Origin of the sequence: Aeromonas sp. QDB56 (genome assembly GCF_027705505.1) — a bacterium.
In the GTDB taxonomy this organism is placed as follows: Bacteria; Pseudomonadota; Gammaproteobacteria; order Enterobacterales; family Aeromonadaceae; genus Aeromonas; species Aeromonas caviae.
Genome location: NZ_JAPDBZ010000015.1, coordinates 1 through 22,622, shown reverse-complemented (window position 1 = coordinate 22,622; position 22,622 = coordinate 1). Strand labels below are relative to the sequence as shown.

At 62.7% G+C, this 22,622-nt stretch carries 22 protein-coding genes and 1 pseudogene; 15 read left to right on the top strand and 8 right to left on the bottom strand.

Annotated features, from left to right (window positions below):
* Nucleotides 1-224: 224 nt before the first annotated feature.
* The 5 genes from OKB81_RS04180 (at nt 225) to OKB81_RS04160 (ending at nt 4,623) form a co-directional block, all read left to right on the top strand.
* Nucleotides 225-1,721: an aldehyde dehydrogenase gene (locus OKB81_RS04180; protein ID WP_160837018.1), complete on the top strand. Its 1,497-nt coding sequence runs from the start codon at nt 225-227 to the stop codon at nt 1,719-1,721.
* 125 nt (nt 1,722-1,846) lie between these two features.
* Nucleotides 1,847-2,020: a hypothetical protein gene (locus tag OKB81_RS04175; RefSeq protein WP_010672491.1), complete on the top strand. Its 174-nt coding sequence runs from the start codon at nt 1,847-1,849 to the stop codon at nt 2,018-2,020.
* A 122-nt stretch (nt 2,021-2,142) separates the two neighbouring features.
* On the top strand, nt 2,143-3,039 hold the full coding sequence (rarD, locus tag OKB81_RS04170; protein ID WP_039039527.1) for an EamA family transporter RarD: 897 nt from the start codon (nt 2,143-2,145) through the stop codon (nt 3,037-3,039).
* Nucleotides 3,040-3,095: 56 nt separating this feature from the next.
* Entirely contained in the window at nt 3,096-3,899 is an 804-nt protein-coding gene (locus OKB81_RS04165; protein ID WP_010672489.1) for an AraC family transcriptional regulator, read from the top strand.
* An 85-nt stretch (nt 3,900-3,984) separates the two neighbouring features.
* A complete protein-coding gene (locus tag OKB81_RS04160; RefSeq protein ID WP_160837020.1) occupies nt 3,985-4,623 on the top strand; it encodes a LysE family translocator in 639 nt (212 codons plus the stop codon).
* A 53-nt stretch (nt 4,624-4,676) separates the two neighbouring features.
* Here the strand turns inward: OKB81_RS04160 and OKB81_RS04155 are convergent, their stop codons facing one another.
* Complete coding sequence (locus OKB81_RS04155; RefSeq protein ID WP_039039529.1) at nt 4,677-5,342, bottom strand: chromophore lyase CpcT/CpeT; 666 nt, start codon at nt 5,340-5,342, stop codon at nt 4,677-4,679.
* A gap of 198 nt (nt 5,343-5,540) precedes the next feature.
* On the opposite strand from OKB81_RS04155, the pseudogene OKB81_RS04150 reads away from it, so the two are divergent.
* Both OKB81_RS04150 and OKB81_RS04145 read left to right on the top strand, forming a co-directional pair.
* A pseudogene (locus tag OKB81_RS04150) lies at nt 5,541-5,983 on the top strand (SRPBCC family protein).
* A 127-nt stretch (nt 5,984-6,110) separates the two neighbouring features.
* A complete protein-coding gene (locus OKB81_RS04145) occupies nt 6,111-6,767 on the top strand; it encodes a DUF3313 domain-containing protein (RefSeq protein WP_160837022.1) in 657 nt (218 codons plus the stop codon).
* Nucleotides 6,768-7,045: 278 nt separating this feature from the next.
* Here OKB81_RS04145 and OKB81_RS04140 read toward each other — a convergent pair whose 3' ends face one another.
* Nucleotides 7,046-7,546 carry a DUF1993 domain-containing protein gene (locus OKB81_RS04140; RefSeq protein WP_042864615.1) on the bottom strand — a complete coding sequence of 167 codons (501 nt, stop codon included), beginning with the start codon at nt 7,544-7,546 and terminating at the stop codon, nt 7,046-7,048.
* A gap of 277 nt (nt 7,547-7,823) precedes the next feature.
* On the opposite strand from OKB81_RS04140, the gene ydfZ reads away from it, so the two are divergent.
* Nucleotides 7,824-8,021, top strand: a complete 198-nt coding sequence (gene ydfZ, locus OKB81_RS04135) for a putative selenium delivery protein YdfZ (RefSeq protein ID WP_043153571.1) — start codon at nt 7,824-7,826, stop codon at nt 8,019-8,021.
* Nucleotides 8,022-8,123: 102 nt separating this feature from the next.
* Here the strand turns inward: ydfZ and OKB81_RS04130 are convergent, their stop codons facing one another.
* Complete coding sequence (locus OKB81_RS04130) at nt 8,124-8,465, bottom strand: SH3 domain-containing protein (protein WP_134996681.1); 342 nt, start codon at nt 8,463-8,465, stop codon at nt 8,124-8,126.
* Between the two features lie 238 nt (nt 8,466-8,703).
* Between OKB81_RS04130 and OKB81_RS04125 the strand changes: the two genes are divergently transcribed.
* Together OKB81_RS04125 and OKB81_RS04120 are read left to right on the top strand one after the other, a co-directional pair.
* A complete protein-coding gene (locus OKB81_RS04125) occupies nt 8,704-9,489 on the top strand; it encodes a hypothetical protein (protein ID WP_160837024.1) in 786 nt (261 codons plus the stop codon).
* A 287-nt stretch (nt 9,490-9,776) separates the two neighbouring features.
* Nucleotides 9,777-10,670 (top strand): LysR family transcriptional regulator, encoded by an 894-nt coding sequence (locus OKB81_RS04120; protein ID WP_160837026.1) that lies wholly within the window; start codon nt 9,777-9,779, stop codon nt 10,668-10,670.
* 107 nt (nt 10,671-10,777) lie between these two features.
* Here OKB81_RS04120 and OKB81_RS04115 read toward each other — a convergent pair whose 3' ends face one another.
* From OKB81_RS04115 to OKB81_RS04095, 5 genes are all read right to left on the bottom strand, one after another.
* Nucleotides 10,778-11,305: a hypothetical protein gene (locus OKB81_RS04115; protein WP_270805130.1), complete on the bottom strand. Its 528-nt coding sequence runs from the start codon at nt 11,303-11,305 to the stop codon at nt 10,778-10,780.
* A 389-nt stretch (nt 11,306-11,694) separates the two neighbouring features.
* Nucleotides 11,695-11,805 carry a DNA helicase II gene (locus tag OKB81_RS04110; RefSeq protein WP_160837028.1) on the bottom strand — a complete coding sequence of 37 codons (111 nt, stop codon included), beginning with the start codon at nt 11,803-11,805 and terminating at the stop codon, nt 11,695-11,697.
* A 461-nt stretch (nt 11,806-12,266) separates the two neighbouring features.
* A complete protein-coding gene (uvrD, locus tag OKB81_RS04105; protein WP_160837030.1) occupies nt 12,267-14,438 on the bottom strand; it encodes a DNA helicase II in 2,172 nt (723 codons plus the stop codon).
* 68 nt (nt 14,439-14,506) lie between these two features.
* Complete coding sequence (locus OKB81_RS04100; protein ID WP_128318463.1) at nt 14,507-14,989, bottom strand: hypothetical protein; 483 nt, start codon at nt 14,987-14,989, stop codon at nt 14,507-14,509.
* The gene (locus tag OKB81_RS04095) at nt 14,973-16,889 is read right to left on the bottom strand and encodes a hypothetical protein (protein ID WP_270668510.1); all 1,917 of its coding nucleotides are present in this window, start codon (nt 16,887-16,889) and stop codon (nt 14,973-14,975) included. The genes OKB81_RS04100 and OKB81_RS04095 overlap by 17 nt, the downstream gene beginning before the upstream one ends.
* Nucleotides 16,890-17,467: 578 nt before the next feature.
* Here OKB81_RS04095 and OKB81_RS04090 point away from each other — a divergent pair.
* From OKB81_RS04090 to OKB81_RS04070, 5 genes are all read left to right on the top strand, one after another.
* Entirely contained in the window at nt 17,468-18,466 is a 999-nt protein-coding gene (locus tag OKB81_RS04090; protein WP_041212138.1) for a BMP family lipoprotein, read from the top strand.
* A gap of 86 nt (nt 18,467-18,552) precedes the next feature.
* The gene (locus tag OKB81_RS04085; RefSeq protein WP_103857800.1) at nt 18,553-20,130 is read left to right on the top strand and encodes an ABC transporter ATP-binding protein; all 1,578 of its coding nucleotides are present in this window, start codon (nt 18,553-18,555) and stop codon (nt 20,128-20,130) included.
* 79 nt (nt 20,131-20,209) lie between these two features.
* Nucleotides 20,210-21,328, top strand: coding sequence for an ABC transporter permease (locus OKB81_RS04080; RefSeq protein ID WP_104455072.1), 1,119 nt, complete (start codon nt 20,210-20,212; stop codon nt 21,326-21,328).
* A gap of 2 nt (nt 21,329-21,330) precedes the next feature.
* Entirely contained in the window at nt 21,331-22,296 is a 966-nt protein-coding gene (locus OKB81_RS04075; RefSeq protein WP_010672471.1) for an ABC transporter permease, read from the top strand.
* 121 nt (nt 22,297-22,417) lie between these two features.
* Nucleotides 22,418-22,622: transposase domain-containing protein (locus OKB81_RS04070; RefSeq protein WP_270666259.1), on the top strand; the 205-nt coding region annotated here is incomplete at its 3' end.

Sequence of the window (22,622 nt, the reverse complement as noted above, 5' to 3'; positions counted from 1 at the left end):
GGATCCACCCCTGCCCGACCCGGGGATCAGGCCAGCGACACGGGCTCCCGCCCCGCCGCGCGACCCCCGACACCACAGGCCAGGGCGCCCGGTTTGCCCCGCCGTTGGCCCGGGTTGTTCGGGGTCAGTGTTTAATGAATTGTTACAAGATGGATTTACAAGCGGCAGGATGTTTAGCATATTGATACGCGGAGACTGACTTTCTGCCGGTTCAAGGAGTGAACATGAGTGACCTGACCCTGGCCCAGTGGCAACACAAGGCCGCCCATCTGACCCTGCCCTCGCAAGCCTTTATCGACGGCACCTACCGGGATGCCGTCAACGGCGCCACCTTCGATTGCATCAACCCGGCCAACGGCCAACTGCTGACCAGGGTCGCCTCCTGCGACGCCGCCGATGCCGAGCTGGCGGTCAAGGCGGCCCGTGCCGCCTTCGACGACAAGCGCTGGTGCGGCCTCTCTCCCAAGCAGCGCAAGCTCATCATGCAGCGCTTCGCCGAGCTGATGCGCCTGAACCTAGTGGAGCTGGCACTGCTGGAGTCGCTGGATATGGGCAAGCCCATCGGCGACGCCATGGGGTATGACGCCCCCGCCGCCGCGAACTGCATCGCCTGGAACGCCGAGGCGATAGACAAGATCTACGATCAGGTCGCCCCGGTGGAAGAGTCCGCCCTGGCCCTGGTGACCCGCGAGCCCCTCGGTGTCGTGGCTGCCATCGTGCCCTGGAACTTCCCCCTGGTGATGGCCTGCTGGAAGCTGGGCCCGGCGCTCGCCACCGGCAACTCGGTGATCCTGAAACCCTCCGAGAAGTCCCCCCTCACCGCCCTGCGCATCGCGGGCATTGCCAAGGAAGCGGGCATCCCGGACGGGGTGTTCAACGTGCTGCCGGGCTTCGGCCATACAGTGGGTGAGGCGCTGGCCATGCACATGGACGTGGACTGCATCACCTTCACCGGCTCCACCAAGATCGGCAAGCATCTGGTGCAGTGCTCCGGCAAGTCCAACCTCAAGCGCGCCTTCATGGAGTGCGGCGGCAAGAGTCCCAACATCGTGCTGGCGGATGCGCCGGATCTGGACGCCGCCGCCCGCAGCGCCGTCGGAGCCATCTTCTACAACCAGGGGGAAGTGTGCACCGCCGCCTCCCGCCTGCTGGTGCAAAACAGCATCAAGCCCCAGTTCATGGAGCGGCTGCTGGCCCACGCCCGCGAATGGATCTCGGCCAACCCGCTCGACCCCACCACCCGCATCGGCGCCATGGTGGACCACATCCAGATGGAGCAGGTGCTCAACTACATCGCCATCGGCCAGCAGGAGGGCGCCAAGCTGCTGCTGGGGGGCAAGCGCACCCAGCCCGAGGAAGGAGGCTACTACATCGAACCCACCATCTTCGACGACGTGACCCCGACGATGCGCATCTTCCGCGAGGAGATCTTCGGCCCCGTGCTGGCGGTGACCGGCTTCGACACCCTGGAAGAGGCCATCGCCCTTGGCAACGACACCGACTACGGCCTGGCCGCGGCGATCTGGACGGCGGATCTCAACCAGGCGGTGAAGGGCTCCCGCGCCCTGCGCGCCGGCACCGTCTTCGTCAACAACTGGGATGGCGGCGACATGACCATGCCGTTTGGCGGCTTCAAGCAGTCCGGCAACGGGCGCGACAAGTCCCTGCACGCCCTGGAGAAGTACACCGAGCTGAAAAGCACCTGGATCCAGCTCGAATAACGTCATAAATGACGCTTATCAACAAAACAGGGGGGAGAAATCCCCCTTTCTCATTTTTACTCTTTTATCCCCTCGCTCAATCGATATAATCGTCAAATAGCAAGCCATTAAATTTAAAGATAAAAATGCTGTTTTTTCTGGGAAGTGTACTGTTTCTGGTGGTGGGACTGCCGCTGTTGTTCTTCGTGCTGGGTCAGGGGGAAGCCTATGTCACCTGGGGCCCCTGGATCTCCGCCATCGCCCTCATGCTGTGGCTGCTGATGGACGTGGAGAAGATCCGCCGCGGGGGCGGTCGCTGAAGTCGCTCCTGCTGTTAAAATCCCGTCAGACCCATTTATTGTCTTCTTTCCCTGCAAAAGGATCGCTACACTGACTTTTTGCGATGTTTCCCGACATCCGCACTCCAGTGAAGGTTATCCGCATGCAACAACAGATCCAGCGCCAGGGCGTCCTCTATGCCCTCGGCGCCTACACCCTTTGGGGCCTGGCACCCATCTACTTCAAGTCCCTCTCCGCCGTGCCGGCCGCCGAGATCCTGACCCACCGCATGATCTGGTCCTGCGCCCTGCTGATGGTGCTGGTGCTGCTCGGACGCCAGTGGCACAAGGTGCAGGCGGTGCTGCGCCAGCCCAAGGTGCTGCTCACCCTGGCCTTCACCTCCGTCACCGTCGGCGGCAACTGGCTGCTGTTCATCTGGGCCATCAACAACGGCCACATGCTGGATGCGAGCCTGGGCTACTACATCAACCCTCTGTTCAACGTGCTGCTCGGCATGGTGTTTCTGAGCGAGAAGCTGCGCCGCCTGCAGTGGTGGGCGGTAGGGCTCGCCTTTGTCGGTGTCGCCGTCCAGCTCATCGCCTTCGGTTCCCTGCCCTGGATAGCCCTGGTGCTGGCCTCGAGCTTCGCCATCTACGGCCTCATTCGCAAGAAACTGGCCCTGGACGCCCTCACCGGCCTGCTCATCGAGACCCTGATCATGCTGCCGCCAGCCGCCTTCTATCTGTGGGGCATCGCCGACAGCCCCACCAGCCACCTCACCCAGAATGACTGGCACCTGAACCTGCTGCTCATCGCCGCGGGCGCCGTCACCACGGCCCCCCTGCTCTGCTTCACCGCGGCGGCCACCCGGCTCAAGCTCTCCACCCTGGGCTTCTTCCAGTACATAGGCCCCAGCCTGATGTTCATCCTGGCGGTGACCCTGTATGGCGAGGCGCTGGCGCTGGACAAGATGATCACCTTTGGCTGCATCTGGAGCGCCCTGGTGCTGTTCAGCCTGGATGGCCTGCGCAGCGGCAAGCGGCGCCAGGAGGTCGGCTGAGGCGCCAGCGCAATAATCTACAAGCCACGGGGCCGCTTTCGGGGTATCAATAGGGGATGAACGCACCCCAATCCCGCATCCACTACTGGCAATCCCGGCTGCTGCCGGGGGTTGAACTCTCCCACTCCCACCACAGGGAGTTCAGCTATGGCCGCCACGTGCATCTGGACTACCACATCGGTCTGGTGCAGCGGGGCGGCCAGAAGTTCATCCACAAGGGGAACAGCCACAACCTGGTGCGCGGCGAACTCTCCACCGTCAACCCGGACGAGATGCACGACGGCCTAAGCCTGCTGCCGGAAGGGTACGAAGTGCGGGTCTTCTCCATCGCCCCCGAGCAGCTGGCCCGCTGGCTGCCGGAGCACCCCGAGCCCTTTTTCCACCAGGGATTGCAGAGCCGCCCCGACCTCTATCAGGGCTTTGCCCGACTGCACATGCACCTGGACGGCCCAGCCCCCGACGGCCTGCTGGCGGAGAGCCAGTTGCTGGCCCTGCTGGGCGAACTGTTCCGGCTCGCCCCCGAGCGCCACGCCCTGGCGGATCCCCAGCTCAGGTTCCTGCGCGACCATCTGCTGGCCCGGCTGGACGAGCGCCACACCCTGGAGGACCTGGCCGCCCTGTTCGGGCTGGATCGCTTCGCCTTCCTGCGTCAGTTCAAGAAGAAGACCGGCATGACCCCCTATGCCTGGCTCAAGCGGCTGCGCCTCGAACAGGGCAAGCGCCTGCTCGGCAGCGGTCTGCCGGTGAGCGAAGTGGCACTGGCGGTGGGCTTCTTCGATCAGAGCCACTTCCACCACGGTTTTCGTCAGGCCTTCGGGCTCACCCCGGCGGAGTATCGCCAGCAGATGCTACCCGCCTGAATCGTCGCCGCTGCAATCTTTTACAATCTCCCGTCCCCCGTCCTGCCCCATGCTGTCACCTCCATACCGCTGTCGGAGGTCTTTTATGTTCACCAGCCTGTTTCTGACCCTGGGTCTCGTCCACCTCGTCGCCCTGGCGAGCCCGGGCCCGGATTTCGCACTCATCCTGCGCACCAGCCTGCACAGGCCCACCGCCCTCGGAGCGGCCCTTGGCATCGCCCTCGCCATCCTGCTCCACGCCACCCTGAGCCTGACCGGCATCAGCCTGCTGATCGCAAGCCAGCCCTGGCTCTTTCTCGCCGTGAAACTGGTGGGTGCCCTCTATCTGGGCTGGCTGGGCTGGGGGACGCTGAAAGCGGCCTGGCAGGGAAGCGGGGATCTGGCGCTGCGCGCCGGAGGCGAGCGGCCGGGCTGGCGCAAGGGGGTGAAGAGCGGGCTGGCCACCAATCTGCTCAACCCCAAGGCGATGCTGTTCTTCATGGGACTGCTGGCCGCCATGGTGACGCCCCAGGTGGATGGCCTGACCCGGGGATTGCTGATCCTGGAGCTGTTCCTGCTCTCCCTCGTCTGGTTCAGCGCCCTGGCCTGGAGCCTCTCCACCCCCCGCGCCCAGCACCTGCTCGGCCGCATCCAGCGCCCGCTCAACCTGATGACGGGCCTGCTGTTTGGCGCGGTCAGCCTCTCCATCCTGGTGGATCTGCAGGGGCACTGGCCAGCGGCCTGACCGGCACGTCCTTGTTGGCGGCAAGCAGGGAGGGGCCTTGACGGACGGCGCGACTACTCCCCGCGCCGCATCCCCTTGCGCAGGTAGACGTAACCCTCCCCCGGGCTGCCCCAGCGCTGATGGGCACCGTTGTCATAGGCCCTGTCCAACAACCGGACGCTGTCCGGGCCGATCCAGAGGTACTGCACCAGGGTGGTGGCACCGCCAAAATCGGTGGCGCAATGCCCGACCCGGGTCTGCCCCTTGTACTCCCCGCCCGGCTGGCGGGTCAGCCAGATCTCGCACCCTGCGCGCAGGGAGAGTTGCTGCGGGGTGAGGGAGTCGAGCAGCTCGGGCCGACGCCAGGCGCCGGCAAAATCCGTGGCCCTCGGCATGGTCAGTTCGGCCATCAGGATGCGGCCATCGGGCAGGGAGGAGAAGCGGTAGATGCGCTGGCGAAACGGTCGCTGCGCCCGCTCGGTCAGAAACTGCTCCGCATAGACCCAGCGAAAGGGGCCCTCCCCGGGCCAGATCTCCACCAGCCGCAGCTCGGCGCTAGTGAAGCGGGCATCGAAGGTGGCCTGCTCCTGGCTGGAAAACTCCCCCGAGAACCAGGAGAGCAGGGGCTCCAGCCTCCCCTGCGTGGCATGGGGGCCGGGGGCCGTCACGAAGGGGACGGGCGCCGCCCAGATCAGGCTGGCGTAAAACAGCCCCAGCAGGGCCGCCATCAGCTGTGTCATCGAATCCTTCCGAGTCGCTTGCATGGCGGCGATTATATGAGCGAACGGTGACAATAACCTCTATCTTGATCAACTCCTTGAAGAGAAAACGAAAAATCCTCTCTGCAGGCGAAAGGAGACGACGCACCCCCGCAGGCCACGGGGATGACGGCTATCCTTGCTGCGACCCGTCCCTGTTGCCGCCAAGAGGAGTCCCCCATGAACACAGTCACCCTGCACCGCGTACTCAAGGCCCCACCGATGCGGGTATACAGAGCCTTTATCGAGCCGGACGCCCTGGCCAAATGGCTGCCGCCCCATGGCTTCACCTGCAAGGTGGCGGCGCTGGATGCCAGGGTCGGCGGCCAGTTCAGGATGCCGTTCACCCACTTCGCCAGCGGCCACACCACGCCTTCGGCGGCGAGTATCTCGCGCTAGAGCCGGGCAAGCGCATCCGCTACACCGACCGCTTCGACGACCCCAACCTGCCGGGGGAGATGCAGGTCACCATCACCCTCACCCAGGTGCTGTGCGGCACCGATCTCGCCATCGAACAGGCGGGTATTCCGGCGGTCATCCCGGTGGAGATGTGCTACCTCGGCTGGCAGGAGTCCCTGATGCAGCTCGCCACCCTGGTGGAGCCCGAGATCCCCGCCGAGTGACCCGACACGGGGGCTCCCCCGGTGGCCCCCACATAGATACCCCTTGTGAGAGAGGGGCCTGATCAGGTATCTCTGTGGGCAGGGCGGGCTGCGTCCTTGCAGCGACCATCCACCGCCAGGAGCCCCCATGAAACGAGTCTTGATGATGACCATGGCCGCCGCCCTGCTGGGCGGGTGCGCCGTGAAGAACCAGGTCACCCACAGCCTGCAGGCGATCCCGCTGACGGCCTTCCAGCAGAGTGAAAGCAACCCCAACCAGCGCATCTACAAGGAGCCCGGCGTGGATCTGCGCCAGTACCACGCGGTGCTGCTCGATCCCTTGCAGTTCATCCGCCAGGAGAACGGCCAGTGGTATCTGCTGACCGCCAACGAGCAGAACGAGATCGGCCGCTACTACCACGCCACCTTCCAGCGGGAGCTGATGAGCCACGGCGTCAAGATGGCTACCGAACCCGGTCCCGGGGTGATGCGGGTGCAGGCGGCCATCACCAACTTCGACCTGACCCGGCCCGACCCCAAGCTGCGGGATCTGCTGCCCGCCAAGATCGCCATCAACGTCACCCGCGAGGTAATAGGCAAGGAGCCCTATCTGCTCAGGGTGGGCAGCATGGCCCAGTTGCTCGACGCCCAGAGCGGCAAGCTGCTGGTGCGGGTGATGGACGCTCGCGAGAGCCCGGACACCACCCACAAGGATTCCCCCATCACCGCCCAGGAGATGGAGAAGATGATCGATCAGTGGGCCGCAAGTCGCGCCAAACAACTGGCCGACAACCTGGGGCGCTGAGCCGGGCCGAAAACGACAAAGCCTGCCAGGGGGCACAATGCTGTTCACTTAAGAGAATTTGAGTTCCAGTCCACGTAGTATCAGGACAAAAAAGCGAGGGAGGCATGATGCCTCCCTCTTTCTATTGCAAGCCCCGCTGGATAAAGGCTGGAGGAAGATCGACTGGACACAGCCTTGCCCCCTCAACTCAAATCCAATTTATGAATAATCAGTCAAAAAAGTGCTTATCTGAACAGCATTGTGCCAGGGGGCAGGCTTTGTCGTCGCTGAAGCGCGGTTTATTGCAGGTTCAGACCGCCCAGGTAATCCCGCTTGCCCAGATCCACCCCGGCCTGGCGCAGCAGGGCATAGGTCATGGTGAGGTGGAAGTAGAAGTTCGGGATGCCGTACTCGTGAACGCAGCTGTGGCCGTCCATCCCCTTGCCACCGGCCCAGTAGGGATAGTAGTGACCGCTCGCATACTGGCTGAAATCGGCGTCCAGCTTGCCTTGCAGATAGGCGATGGTCTTGGCCACGTGGGCGCGCAGATCCGCCATGGTCTTGGGATCATCCCCCAGCACCGGCGGCTCGCTCAGGCTGGCGGTGGCCACCACGGCGCGGGCGCTGTCACAGCAGATCAGCACCTGCTTGCTCAGGGGCAGCATATCGACGATGAGGCGCTCATTGAAGAAGTTGTCCACGTTGAATTTCTTTGCCTCGGCGTGGGCCTCGGCCTTGGCCAGACACTGGTCCAGGTTGGTCAGCATCTTGATGAACTGGGCGGCGATTTCACGATTCATAATGCATTCTCGGTTGGTTGAAGGCAGTAAAACGAGCGGCTCCACTATAGCGCATCCCCCTTGCAGTTCGAGCCCGAGGGGATGAAAAGCGGGGGCGCTCTTCCTGCCCTGCGACAGGCAGTGGCGATCACCGGCGGGCAGCGAGACCAGCGCGCCATACCCCGTCCCTCTTTCCCCTTTTTTTGATCTGTGACAGGCATCTCGTTTTTCGAGGGGCGTAGTCTGGAGCCCGTTGCCCCGGCACGGGCCGGGGCACCCATCCCACAAGGAGAATGCCATGAAGATCTACGATCGAAACCGCAATGTGCTGACCCTGGGCCAACGGGTGATGATTGCCGCCACCGGCGCAGTCGACACCCTCAAGGAGGCGCACACCGACAACCTGAGCCCCTATGAGGCGGAACATGAGAAGTGCGTGCTGCTGACGAACAGCCAGGAGCGCTACGCCCCCATCGAGTTGATTAGACTAGGCTGATCCGTTTTCCGTCACCCTACTCTTTACAATTCACCCGGCCGCACGTCCGTCGCTGGCCGGGTTTCTCTCTCCGCTCTACTCCTTCTCCGAGCCGCTGCCACCTTATGAGGGCGAGGCGATGCAGCTGGCCGGTATCCAGCCTGAGCCCCCCGCTTCGTTATGTACCCAGAGCCAGCCTGCCAGCTCCCGATCCACCCGTACCCGCTCCCCCACCGCCACGTCCAGCTCCCGGGCGGTATAGTCCTGGCGCGCCTGCGCCTCCTCAGCGCCGATCGGGGTCAGTAGGGACAGGGGCGCCCACCCCTCGTTGCCGTCTGCGGTAAAGGTGCGCACCCAGCCCGGAAACTCGTCGTCCTCGTGGCCGATGCGCACCCGCTCACCGGCCCGAAAGGCGATGGGATTGGGGTAGCAGGTGTGGTGCGCCGTGGTGATCAACGCCAGCATTGTCTCGTCCTCCGACAGGTTCTGATGAGTAACGCCCAGAGTCATACCACAAGCCGGGCCCCGTTGCGTCAACCGGGCTCACACCCTCTGGCAGAGGGCGATCTCCCCCGGGGCGGGCCGACGGCTCTTGATCCCCACGATTCATTACTTTCAGTGAATTTTCATATCATCCGAGTGTCATTTCAGTGAACACATCGCCGCCCTAGACTGCTTCTCGAACCTTAACGAGGAGTCTTGTATGAAACTCACCCCTATCCCGTTGCTGGCCGGCACCCTCGCCTCGGCCTTCTCTTTCAACACCTTCGCCGGTGACATCGTCTCGGTGCAGTTCAGCGATGGCCGCCCCGCCGTGACCGGCGTCGAAGCGGTCAACAACGCGCTCAACCCCATCGGCGTCAACGTGGTCACCGTCGACATTCCCGAGGCCGCCAGGCCCCTGCTTGAAGCCTCCCACCGCCGCGCCCTGACCAAAGCGGAGCACGGCGCCCTGATCTCGGCCTTCAACCTGAGTCAGGGGGAGCTGCTGGAGCAGGCCAGGCTCGCAGGGCGCGAGCCCGCGGTGCAAGGGGGCGGCGTCGCCACCGAGGAGACCGGCGTCGGCCCCTACCCCAAGGTCTATGACCTGATGGCGCTGGACGAGCGCACCCGCAGCGCCGTGCTCGGCAAATATGGCCGCATGCACGTCAACTCCGCAGAAGACGGCACCGACATCGACGAGGTGATGACGGTGGTCAGCGGCGGCCCCTTCCGCTGGGGCTTTACCCTCAAAGACGGCAGCATCGCCCGCTTCCAGATAGACAAGGTGGGCCTTCAGGACAAGGCCGTGCGGATCAGCTATCACGGGCTCGGCATGCACGCCGGGTTGATGGATGCAAAGCAGGGGCTGCTGGTGGCCTTCGCCCACGGACCCAAAGCGTTCACCATGCGCTACCAGGCGGACGTGCCCCACGCGCAGCTGCTCGGCACCAACCCCTGGGCCGATGTCGACATTACCCTGCCCCCCGCCCCCGGCAAGGTGCAGTAAGCCGGTGCGTGCCATCTGGCGGCGGGGCCCGGGCCCTGCCGCCTGCTTTTATGCCTGCTATGCCTGCCGTCACGGGCAGGGGTGTCCGGGGCCCATCGCCTCTCTTTCGTCTGCGTCTCTGCCGGGCCCGCCACGCCCCGGAGGGCCATGATCCGGGCCGCTCTACCGCGGGCAACTCTCTGTCTGGCGGGGGATGGGGGGTGGACACCCCGGGGATCCGCACTATTGTGATAAAAGTGCGCAATGATGGCGCCATCATTTACCAGTAGTGAATTAACGGGGGCAGGATGAACAAGATCACGGCGCTGAACGTCTTTCGCCGGGTGGTGGAAATGGGCACCTTCAGGGCGGCGGCGGACGACCTGCGCCTCTCCCAGGCGGCGGTCAGCAAGAACATCAACGAGCTGGAGGCCTATCTCGGCATTGCGCTGATCAACCGCACCACCAGGCGGCTGAGCGTCACCGAATCGGGCATGGCCTATTACGGCCAGATATGCGCCGTGCTGGACAGCCTGGAGGCCGCCGACCAGTCCATCATGGCCGCCTCCTTCACCCCCAGGGGCAGGCTGAGGATCGGCATGCCCATGTCCTACGGGCTGATCCGCCTCAACCCCCTTGTCTGCACGTTCCAGCGCCGCTATCCGGAAATCGGCATCGAGGTGATCCTGAGCGACGCCTACATGGATCTGGTAGACCAGGGGCTGGACGTGGTGATCCGGGGGGCAGGCACCCTGGAGGACTCCACCCTGCGCGCCAAACCCCTGTGCGAGGTGCAGCGAGTGCTCTGCGCCGCCCCCGATTACCTGAAGGAGGCGGGCCAGCCCGCCCACCCGGCGGATCTCAAGGCCCACAACTGCCTGCGCTACAGCCTTTCCTCCTCCCCCAAGAAGTGGTTCTTCACTCGGGACGCGGAGAGCGTGGCGGTAGAGCTGCCCCCCGCCAGCTTCTGCGCCAACAACGGCATCGCCCTGAAACAGGCGGCGGTGCAGGGGCTTGGGGTGATCCTGGTACCGGATGAATTCGTGTCAAACGACCTGTCGGACGGCTCCCTGGTCAGATTGCTCCCCGACTGGCAACCCGACCCCCACGCCCTGTTCGCCGTCTACCCCTTCCACAAGGAGCAGTCGCGCAACGTACGGCTCTTTATCGAATTTCTCGTCAAGGCGTTTCAGTTGAGGTGAGTCAGACAGGCGGGAGCTTGGAGTTTGTGCCTCTCGGCCACGATACCTGTATGCAGTGTGTAGGTTCGATTAGCGAAGCGTCATCGGACGATCGCGGAATCGGACGATCACGTCATCGGTCGATCCCCCTGGCTACCGCTTGCCGTCCGGGGTGCTCCCCCTGCCTGTGTGTCAGCAAATAGTCGCCTGCCGAGCTGGCGGATCAGCAGCAACGCCGCCAGCAGGGTGAGCAGCAGCCAGTGGGTATAAGGCAGGATAAAGGTCCAGATGATCTCGTGGGGCAGCCAGGTCGACGCGGTTGCCGTCATAAAGGCAAGGTCATAGGTCTGCCACAACCAGAGCCCGGCAAAGAGCGGCAGCAACAGCGGGCGGGGCATCAGCAAAAACAGGGGCAAGAAAGCAGAGGCGAGCACGGAGCTGAACTCCAGCATGGCAGGGGCCAGCTCGGCAAAGGTCCGCCCTTGGGAGAAGCCACTCCATTCGAGAGACGTATCCTCGGCCAGTGCAGGCCACCAGGATGCGTATTGGAACAGGGTAAACGAGACCATAAACAGCAGGCTGGTCAGCAGCGCCAGCGCCGTTTTTCGTAACAACCACAACCCCAGCCGGCACAGTGTCGACATCCACTTAGACATTAATGACTCCCATCTGATGACGGGGCAGTATGCCGTCCCTACCAGCCTCCTCAAAGCAGCATCTTGGGACACCCACCTTTGGGTGACAACACGGCTAACCCACCAGACAAGACCACCTCAGAAAGATGGGTGTCCCAGATTTTTCATAAATGCAAAGTAGAATGTGACTCGAAAGAGGACTTAAGTCACAAAAATCAGAGCATTATTATTTCTTGAAAAACGAAACCTGATTACCCATGATTAGGGAAAGTGCGAACAAGTATCCCACGAACAAAAAATGAAAATTTTAGTCATTTAATATCAATGGGTTACCAGTAAATGCTCTCGTGCCATATGACTTATTCGCACCTTCCCTAAGCCGGGTTGTTTATTTCAAAAGGCGGAAGAAATCAAAGCGCCTCCAATCTCGCGTAGGCGGTGACGAGCCACTTGGCACCGACCTCGTCGAACTGGATCTGCACCCGGCTCTGCTGGCCGACCCCTTCAAAGTTGAGTTCCACTCCTTACCGGAATATCGAATGAAGCACCTAAGGCACAGGTGGGCACGGTTTTGATCCCCCTCCAATCCGCCGAGGGTCAGAGGCAACGGCAGGGACGCCATCAGGGATGATGGCGTAGCCGCAGTTGGCACAGGGATGTGCCGTCTGCGGCGTCCCGCTCGACGTTGGCTCTGGCCCGAGGGGACTGGCGAAGCCAGCGGATTGGCGGGGGTGGCCTTTCTTTTGGTGACTTTTCTTTGGCCACGCAAAGAAAAGTTACTCGCCCAAGCCCGAAGGGCGGGCGAAACCCTGTCGAGGGCAACGCCCTCGCGTCCTGCACGGCGCCAGCCGTGCTGCCAACAACCAGGCACACAATTTCCCCATGACGCGAACGTCCGATTACGCTTCGCTAATCGAACCTACAGTCCTGACAAAAAAGGAGCCAACGGCTCCTTTTGTATTGATGGCGGGAGCGCTGCGCCTTACAGCACCTCAAGGCGGGCATAGGCCGTCACCAGCCACTTGGCGCCGACGTCGTCGAACTGGATCTGCACCCGGCTCTGCTGGCCGACCCCTTCGAAGTTGAGCACGATTCCTTCCCCGAATTTCGGATGGAGCACCCGCTGGCCGAGCTTGATGCCGCTGGCGTCGAAGCTCTGCTGCACCTCGTTCTGGCTGAAGCGGCCGTACTGGGTGGGGCGGCTGACCTGAGTGCGCAGCCGGATCTCTTCCAGACACTCGGCGGGCATCTCGCGGATAAAGCGGCTCGGCTTGTGGAACATCTCGCGGCCGTAGATGCGGCGGCTCTCCGCATAACAGATGTAGAGCTTCTCCATGGCGCGGGTCATGCCGACGTAACAGAGGCGCCTTTCCTCTTCGAGGCGGCCTGACTCCTCGGTGGATTGCTGGCTGGGGAACATGCCCTCTTCCACACCGACCAGCAGCACCAGCGGGAACTCCAGCCCCTTGGCGCTGTGCAGGGTCATCAGCTGCACCGCATCGGCATATTCGTCCGCCTGATTCTCGCCGGATTCCAGCGCCGCGTGGGCGAGGAAGGCGGAGAGATCGCTCATATCCTCCAGCTCGTCCGGGCGCTGGTACTGGCGGCAGGCGGTGACCAGTTCGTCCAGGTTCTCTACCCGCGCCTGGGATTTCTCGCCTTTTTCCGCCAGATACATGGCCTTGAGGCCGGAGTGCTGGATGGCGATATCCGCCTGCTGGTGCAGGGGCAGCAGGGAGACCTGCTCCTCCAGCGCGTCGATGAGATCCACAAAGCCGCGCACCGCGTTGCCGGCGCGGCCGGTCAGCACCTTGTCATTGAGCAGTGCCTTGGCCGATTGCCACAGGTTCTGGCCCTGATCGCGGGCGTTGATACGCAAGATCTCGAGGGTGCGATCGCCGATGCCGCGGGTCGGCGTATTGACCACCCGCTCGAAACTGGCGTCGTCGCCCCGGTTGTTGATAAGGCGCAGGTAGGCCATGGCGTCCTTGATTTCCTGGCGCTCGAAGAAGCGCAGGCCGCCGTAGATGCGATAGGGCATGGCGTCCTGCATCAGCGCCTCTTCCAGCACCCGCGACTGGGCGTTGGAACGATAGAGGATGGCGCAGTCGGCGAGCAGACCCCCCTTCTCTTTCCAATCCTTGAGGCGGCCGACCACGAAGCGGGCCTCGTCCACCTCGTTGAAGGCGGCGTACAGCGAAATCGGCTCGCCCTCGGCCCCTTCGGTCCACAGCTCCTTGCCGAGCCGCTCCGAGTTGTTGGCGATGACGCTGTTGGCGGCTTTGAGGATGTTGGCGGTGGAGCGGTAGTTCTGCTCCAGGCGGATGGTCTGCGCCCCCTGATAGTCGGTCAGGAAACGCTGGATGTTCTCAATCTTGGCGCCGCGCCAGCCGTAGATGGACTGGTCATCGTCGCCGACGATCATCACCTTGCCGGTGTCGCCCGCCAGCATCCGCAGCCAGGCGTACTGGATGCCGTTGGTATCCTGGAACTCGTCCACCAGGATGTTCTGGAAGCGGTCGCGGTAGTGCTCGAGGATGTGCGGCTTGTTGAGCCACAGCTCGTGGGCCCGCAACAGGAGCTCGGCGAAGTCCACCAGCCCGGAGCGATCGCAGGTCTCCTGATAGGTCTTGTAGATCTGCTGATAGGTGCGGGTGACGGGGTCGCCGTAGAGATCGATGTCGCCGGGGCGCAGCCCCTCGTCCTTCTTGCCGTTGATGTAGCCCATCACGGCGCGCGGGGCCCAGTGCTTCTCGTCCAGATTGAGCGCCTTGAGCACCCGGCGAATGAGGCGGTACTGGTCGTCGGAGTCGAGGATCTGGAAATCCTGCGGCAGCCCCGCATCCAGATGGTGGGCCCGCAGCAGTCGGTGGGCGATGCCGTGGAAGGTGCCGATCCACATGCCGCGCACGCCGTCACCGATCACCTTCTCGACCCGGCCACGCATCTCGGCCGCCGCCTTGTTGGTAAAGGTCACCGCGATGATGGAGAAGGGTGAACAGCGTTCCACCTGCATCAGCCAGGCGATACGGTGCACCAGCACCCGGGTCTTGCCCGAACCGGCACCGGCCAGCACCAGCAGGTTGCAACGGGGGGCCGCCACCGCGTCTCTTTGCTTGTCATTGAGCCCGTCGAGCAGGGTTGAAACGTCCATCACCACTCCTGTTTATTTATACAGGCGGGGATTATACGGCCTGAGCCGCCAGAGACCAACCGGCAGGATCAACGAAGGGGGCGGTGATAGTCCCGGTATTGGCCCAGTACCTCACCGGAAAAGCTGAGCAGCCGGGCGCGGGGGGCATCCAGCACCTGCTGGACGGGATCAAATCGCAGTGAAGCGGCCAGCATGCGGCCCTCAGGCAGGGTCACTTCCGTGTTCCCCATCACCAGCATGCCGTCCTGATAATGCCCATGCTCGAAGCGCACGATGACGTCATTCACCATCAAGGTGCCCTGCTTGAGCTGCAGTGATGCTCGTTGCATCTCTCGCAACGCAAACAGACTGGACAATGACGGACGCCCGCTGGGCATCCGCTGCAAGTATTCGTGGGTGGTCAATTGATATTGCAACTGACCCTGACGATCGAAGACACGCTCCCGATAATCGGTGTAGCGCGTCAGCATGCCGGCAGCCTGTGCCACCGGCATCCACAACAGGAGCGCCCCCGTCAGGAGCGCTCCCACTGGTTTACAGCTGATCGGCACAGCTGACCTTGTTGTCATCCAGGTCGGTACAGGAGACGAATACCTTGTCAAAGGTCGACCCGGCCACCGGCGTCATCTGGGTTGACCAGTCATAACCCACCCCCTTGGCATAGATGGCGGTGTGGCTCTCCTGATCTTCCTGCATCCAGCCGATGTACTTCAGTGCGCCGCGATCGCTCTGGGCAAGTGCCTTGAACTCGTCGCTCGTGATGAGACACATGGGCTCTCCCATGCCCTTGGACAGCTCGGCATCCCGCGCCCCCACGGCGCCATCACAGCCGCCGGTCACCTTGATGGTCATGTCACTGCGATCCAGCATCTCATCGAAGAACGGCAGCACATTGATGTTGTACTTCACCCCCACCTCTTGAGGCTGCCAGCCCATGCCGGTATTGACGTATCGGGTCTCGATGCTTTCCCACTGGATAGTGGGCACAGTGCCTGCAAAGTGGTTCGCCAGCTCCTTGAGAGTCGCGGCATTGGCCTCGATCTCATCCTGGGTCAACGATTCGTCCAGCTTGCTCTGATCGATGGTCAGAGCGAGGCTCACCGCATCCTTCAACTGCGACTTGGCCTTGGCCAACCGTGCCTTGGCATCGTCGGTCAAACGGAAGAAATCGGCGTGCACCACCAGCGCATCCGGCTCGATTTCCTGCTGACTGAACTGGGTCTCGAAGGTGCTGCTGCTCTCTTCATAGGTGGTGGTCGGCTGCATGCCCCAGGTGTCCTTGATGTGCATACGCGGCAAGGTCACTTCTTCCTGCTGGGTGACATAGGCGCTGTCCGGACCGTACTGGTAGGAGGCGGCGATGTTGAGGGCCGATGCCATCGCCATCGCAGACGCCCGCAGTGCCTTGGCACCGTCGAGGTTGAGGGTGACGGTATCGTCATCGCCATAGGTGGCGCTGTAATCCGGATCCTGGATATCGGCCAGGGCAGCCGCGACGTTTTCCAGGCTGTCGGCATAGGCGCCCATCAGCTTGGCCACGTCACGGGTATATCCCTTGCCACCTTTGAGCGCCACGGAGGCGGTGCCGGGGGTGTGGATGATGACATCCATCACCTTGGCCAGGCTGGTGCTGTAACCACTGCCAATGGCGGACGAGGTGAAGCCCAGGCGTTCAGCCACCACGGGGTTGTTGGTCACCTCCAGCATGGTCAGCATGGCCAGCACGATCTGGCGATCGGCCTTGCCGCTCTCACCGGTCTCGGCCTGCAGGGTCTCCTTGTACTCCTTGAACTTGCTCTCGACGTCCAGGTTTTTCAGATCGGTCAGTCCCTGCAGATCGCTCAGCACCTTGTCGACCGCCACGGAGCGGCCATTGACGCCAGCCAGGGTGGCGGAGAGGTGGGCTTTCGCCGCAGCCAGAGAGACGACGGCCTTGGTGAGGCCCGCTGTTTTCAGCGCCTCGACCAGGGAGGTGTTGAAGGCGTCATCGCTACCCAGTTCGACGATCCCCAGTTGCGCGACCTGCGCCTTGTCGAGGGTGATGCCGTTCTCCGGATTGCTGTCGCTGTCGAGCGTCTGCAGCAATGCCGCAATGCGGATCGCTTTCTCCTTGTCGTCACCCGCCAGGGTGTAAGGGGTCACCAACGAGTTGCCCGCCTTGAGGGTCACCGCCCCCAGGCGTTGGTTGCCCAATGCGAATTCGCAGGTGTCGCCATCATCAAACAGGAATTCACCCTTGGCATTGGTGACACCGGTGTAATCGTTGCACCGATAGTCGAGGCCACCCACGACGGAATCCAGGAAGACGGCAGTGTGAAGAGGCTTGCTGCCGGTGTCGGTGCCACCGCCATTGTTGCCACCATTGCTGCCGCCACCGTTATCGTCACCACCACCCCCGCAAGCGGTCAACATGACACCGGACAACACACAAGCCACTGCCATACTCAGCACGTTTTTTTCATTTTTATCACCCGAACAAATGTAAAAAATACGGCCCCATCCCGGGGGCCAAGTTAATCCGGGTATAACCTAGCGTATCCATATGACAAACACCAATGCATTTCCATATGAGTGTGCTTGCCATCACGCAGGCCCCGAGCGAGCAGGAAAAACGGCCACAGACGACGACCCTGGGAGGGGAAAAAGCCATCCATCTTGGGCTGTCACACCTCGGGCGGACCTCCTGGCGCTCAGCCAGCCCGCCCGCCAACATGGCGTCGATGAGGCCGCAGGGCTGGTGCCGATGGAAGCCAGTTTTTTCATCAGGGGAGGAAAACGGTTGCGCCTAACGTCATGAATCCAAACACAAATGTCGATCGAGCCCTATTAATCACGGAATTTAATTCTGCAAAAACACCATAAAACAAACACTTATAAGGCAATTTGCTTATATTTCAAACCGTTAACGCAAACGTTTTTCCTCTATGATCCCCTTGACCAACGGGCTGGCTCACTTACAGTTAGCCAGCGTGCTTTATGACCTGCCAAGACAGGTTGTGGACCCTCACATAACAATCAAGGATACGATCGTGACTAAAGTGCTCAAGCTGGCCACCGTGGCCGCCCTCACCCTCGCTGCCCTGTCCGCCCAGGCAGCCTCCGAGCCCGCCGTCATCTATGACACCGCAGGCAAATTCGACAAGTCCTTCAACGAAGCCGTGTTCCGCAACGGCGTCGAAGTCTACAACAAGGACAAAGGCGTCAAGGTCAAGGAGTTCGAACCCCAGAACGAAGCCCAGCGCGAGCAGGGCCTGCGTCGTCTGGCCAGCCGTGGCAACGGCCCCATCGTCGCCGTCGGCTTCAACATGGGTTCCGCAGTAGAGAAAGTCGCCACCGAGTTCCCGAACACCCAGTTCACCATCATCGACATGGTGGTCGACAAGCCGAACGTCCAGTCCCTCATCTTCAAGGAGCATGAAGGTTCCTTCCTGGTGGGTGCCCTGGCAGCCATCGCCTCCAAGACCGGCAAGGTCGGCTTCGTGGGCGGCATGGACATCCCGCTGATCCGCAAGTTCCAGTGCGGCTATGAGCAAGGCGCCAAGTACATCAATCCGAAGATCGACGTCTATCAGAACATGACCGGCTCCACCCCGGCAGCCTTCGCCGACCCGGCCAAGGGTGCAGAACTGGCCAAGTCCCAGTTCGCCAAGGGCGCCGATGTGGTCTATGCCGCCGCCGGTGGCACCGGGATCGGTGTCTATCAGGCTGCCAAGGACGAAGGCAAGCTGGCCATCGGTGTGGATTCCAACCAGAACCACCTGCAACCGGGCACCATGCTGACCTCCATGGTCAAGTCCGTGGGTCTGGCCGCGTACAAGAGCTGGGATGACGCCGCCAAGGGCAGCTGGAAGCCGGGCATCCAGTCCCTGGGTCTGGCCGAAGGCGGGGTTGACTGGGCGCTGGACGAGAACAACGCCAAGCTGATCACCCCGGAAATGAAAGCCAAGGTCGAGAGCATCAAGGCCGACATCATCGCCGGCAAAATCAAGGTGCACGACTACATGAGCGACAACTCCTGCAAGTACTGAGTCCCTGCTACGACTCTCAACCAGTGATGACCGGCCCGCACGGGCCGGTTTTTAGTCTCTACTTCATGACCCGCAAGGACTGCATCATGGACCAGACAGATCGCTATGCCATCGAATTAAGGGGTATCGATAAGCGGTTCGGCGACGTGTACGCCAACAAGCAGATCGACCTTCAGGTTCGTAAAGGCAGCATTCACGGCATCGTCGGCGAAAATGGCGCCGGCAAGTCGACCCTGATGAGCATCATTTACGGTTTCTACCACGCCGACAGAGGCGAGATGCTGATCGACGGGAATCCGTTCAAACCCCATGGCTCCCAAGATGCGATTGCCGCAGGCGTGGGCATGGTGCACCAGCACTTCATGCTGGTGAACAACTTTACCGTATTGGAAAACGTCATCCTGGGGGCCGAGAACGGCTGGCGCCTGGGCAAGAGCCTGGCGGCCGCCGAGAAGCTGCTGGGCGAGCTGGCACGGGACTATGGTCTCGAGGTGCCGCTGCACGAGAAGGTCGAGGATCTGCCGGTGGGCCTGCAACAGCGGGTCGAGATCCTCAAGGCGCTCTATCGCGGTGCCCGCATCCTGATCCTCGACGAGCCCACCGGGGTACTGACCCCGCAAGAGGCGGATCACCTGTTCGAGGTGCTGAAAAAGCTGCGGGATCAGGGGGCGACCGTCATCCTCATCACCCACAAGCTGCGGGAGATCCTGGCCATCACGGATCAGGTCTCCATCATGCGCCGGGGGGAGATGGTGGCCCATGTCGCCACCAAAGACACCGACAAGGAGCAGCTCGCCGAACTGATGGTGGGCCGCAAGGTGCGCCTCAAGGTCGACAAGGGCACCGCCCAGCCGGGCGAGGCCAAGCTCAAGGTCGAGGGCCTCTCTTACGTCGATGACGCCGGGGTGGAACGGGTCAAATCCGTCAGCTTCGAGGTGCGGGCAGGGGAAGTGGTCGGCATCGCCGGGGTCTCCGGCAACGGCCAGTCCGAGCTGCTCAGCATGCTCGGCGGCATCCTCAAGCCCAGCAAGGGCGGCTTCACCATCGCCGGGGCGCAGCGCCACGAGGTAAGCCAGAGCCACCCGGCCGACCCGGAGCAGGTGCGCAACTTCGGCCTCGGCCACATCCCGGAAGACAGACACAAGATGGGGCTCATCAACCGCTTCGAGGCGAAAGAGGCCTTCATCCTCGGCTATCACCGCCGTGCCCAGTACAACAAGGGCTGGCTGCAGGACAAGGAGGCGATCCGCCAGGATTGCCAGGCCAAGATGGACAAGTGGGACGTGCGCCCGCCGAGCCCGGAGCACAAGACCGCCAACTTCTCCGGCGGCAACCAGCAGAAGCTGGTGATCGCCCGGGAAGTGGAGCAGGACCCGGATGTGCTGCTGGTCGGCCAGCCGACCCGGGGCGTCGACATCGGCGCCATCGAGTACATCCACCAGCAGATCATCGCCATGCGCGACAAGGGCAAGGCGGTGCTGCTGGTGTCGGTGGAGCTGGACGAGATCATGAGCCTCTCCGACCGCATTCTGGTCATCGCCGATGGCCGCATCGTCGGCGAGCTGGACGGCGCCAGGGCGGATGAACGCACCATCGGCCTGATGATGGCGAACATAGTTCCTGACGACGTGGCGACAAGCCAATCACAAGGAGCCACATCATGAAGGTCACAACCACTTGTAACGGATTCGGCCTGATGATGGTCAACACACCAGTCCCCGACGATATCAAGGAGGCCCATTCATGAGCCAAGCACGTGTTCCTGCCTGGATATCCGTGGGCGTGCTGCCCGCAGTCAATATCCTGCTGGCCTTCCTGGTGTCGGCCATCCTGTTCTATTACCTCGACATCAGCCCCATCGAGGCAGCCGAAATCATGTGGTACGGCGCCTTCGGCACCGGCGAGGGGATAGGCTTCACCCTCTACTACGCCACCGGTTTCATCTTCACCGGTCTGGCGGTGGCGGTGGCCTTCCACGCCGGCCTGTTCAACATCGGCGGTGAGGGGCAGGCCTATATCGGCGGCCTCGGGGTCGGTCTGGTCTGTCTGCTGCTCGGGGACGTGCTGCCGTTCGCCCTGCTCCTGCCGCTCGCCATCATCGCCGGCGGCCTGTTCGGCGCGGCCTGGGCCTTCATCCCGGCCTGGCTGCAAGCCAAGCGGGGCAGCCACATCGTCATCACCACCATCATGTTCAACTTCATCGCCGCCTCCCTGATGGCCTACCTCTTGGTCGACGTCTTCAAGCCGCCAGGATCCATGGCCACCGAGAGCAAGGTGTTCGCCGTGGCGAGCTGGCTGCCGAAGATGAGCGAGCTGGCGGCCGGTTTCGGCATCGCCATGCCCAACAGCCCCCTCAACATCAGCTTCTTCTGGGCGCTGATCTGTGCGGCCCTGGTGTGGGTCTTCATCTGGCATACCCGCTGGGGCTACGAGATCCGCTCCGTGGGTGCGAGCCAGAGTGCCTCCGCCTATGCGGGCATCTCCTATCCCAAGGTGGTGATCCTGGCCATGGTGATCTCCGGCATGCTGGCGGGCTTCTTCGCCCTCAACGTGCTGCAGGGTGAGCTGCACCAGATCAAGCTCAACTTCGTGGAAGGCTTCGGCTTCACCGGCATCGCGGTGGCCCTGATGGGCCGCAACCACCCGGTCGGCGTCATCATCGCCAGCCTGCTGTTCGGCTTCCTCTACCAGGGCGGCGCCGAGCTCAGCTTCGAGTTCGGGGTGGACCGCAACATCGTCGTGGTGCTGCAGGGTCTGGTGATCCTGTTCTGCGGCGCCCTGGAGCACATGCTGCGCCCGCGCATCGAGCAGGCCTATCTGGCCTTTGCCAACCGCCCGGTCGCCCAAGTGAAAGGAGCCTGATCATGTTCGAAATGCTGATCCTGATGCTGGACGCGACCATTCGTACCGCGCCTCCGCTCATCCTGGCGGCCATGGCCGGTATGTTTTGTGAGCGCTCCGGGGTGGTCAACATCGCCCTGGAGGGCAAGCTGCTAGCCTCCGCCTTCGCCAGTGCGGCGGCCGCCGCCGTCACCGGTTCCGCCTGGATTGGGCTGGGGGTCGGGGTGGGGATCTCCATCCTGTTCGCCCTGCTGCACGGCTTCGCCACCATCACCCACCGGGGTGATCAGGTGGTGAGCGGCATGGCCATCAACATCCTGGCAGCCGGTCTCACCGTGACCCTGGGGCGCTACTGGTTCGATCAGGGCGGCCAGACCCCGGCGCTCTCCGGTGCGGCACGCTTCGCCCCCATCGACCTGCCCTATGCCAAGGAGCTCTATGACGTGCCCGTCATCGGCCAGCTCTACAGCGAGCTCTTGAGCGGTCACTCTCTGCTGGAGTACGTGGCCTTCGCCGCCGTGCCCCTGGCCTGGTGGGTGCTGTTCCGCACCCGCTTCGGCCTGCGGCTGCGGGCGGTGGGCGAGGCCCCGGCCGCGGTCGACACCGCAGGCATCTCCGTGGTGCGCATGCGCTACACCGCCCTCATCATCGGCGGCCTGCTGGCGGGGATCGGGGGCACCTATCTGGCGGTGGCCCAGACCGCCCAGTTCATCCCCAACATGAGCGCGGGCAAGGGCTTCATGGCGCTGGCGGCCCTGGTGTTCGGCAAGTGGCGCCCCTGGAACGCCATGGCGGCCTGTCTGCTGTTCGGCTTCCTCGATGCGGTCGCCATCCGGCTGCAAGGGGTCAGCATCGGCGATTTCCCGATCCCGGTGCAGGCCATCGAGGCGCTGCCCTACATCCTGACGGTCTTCCTGCTGGCCGGTTTCATCGGCAAGGCGGTGGCCCCCAAGGCCCTCGGCACCCCCTATGTCAAGGAGCGGGAATAGCCCCGCCCTTCATGCCATGCAAAAGGCCCGCACATGCGGCAATGCTGATCAGTTAAGGATCCATTGACCGATCCTTCTGCTGTAGGACAATCCGGAACCAATCACTGGTTCCGGATTTTTTATGTCTATTGCAAACGATCTGAACGATGTTGTTGAGGCATCTGGCGACATGCTGGCTCGGCTGGCCATTTTTGCCGACCATATTCCCGACGAATGGATTACTGCCGCTGCCGCCTTGTCTGAAAAGGCCACTATCCGCCGACGCCGCTTACCTTCTGATATGGTCTTGTGGCTCGTCGTGGGGATGGCCTTTTTCCGCAATGAGC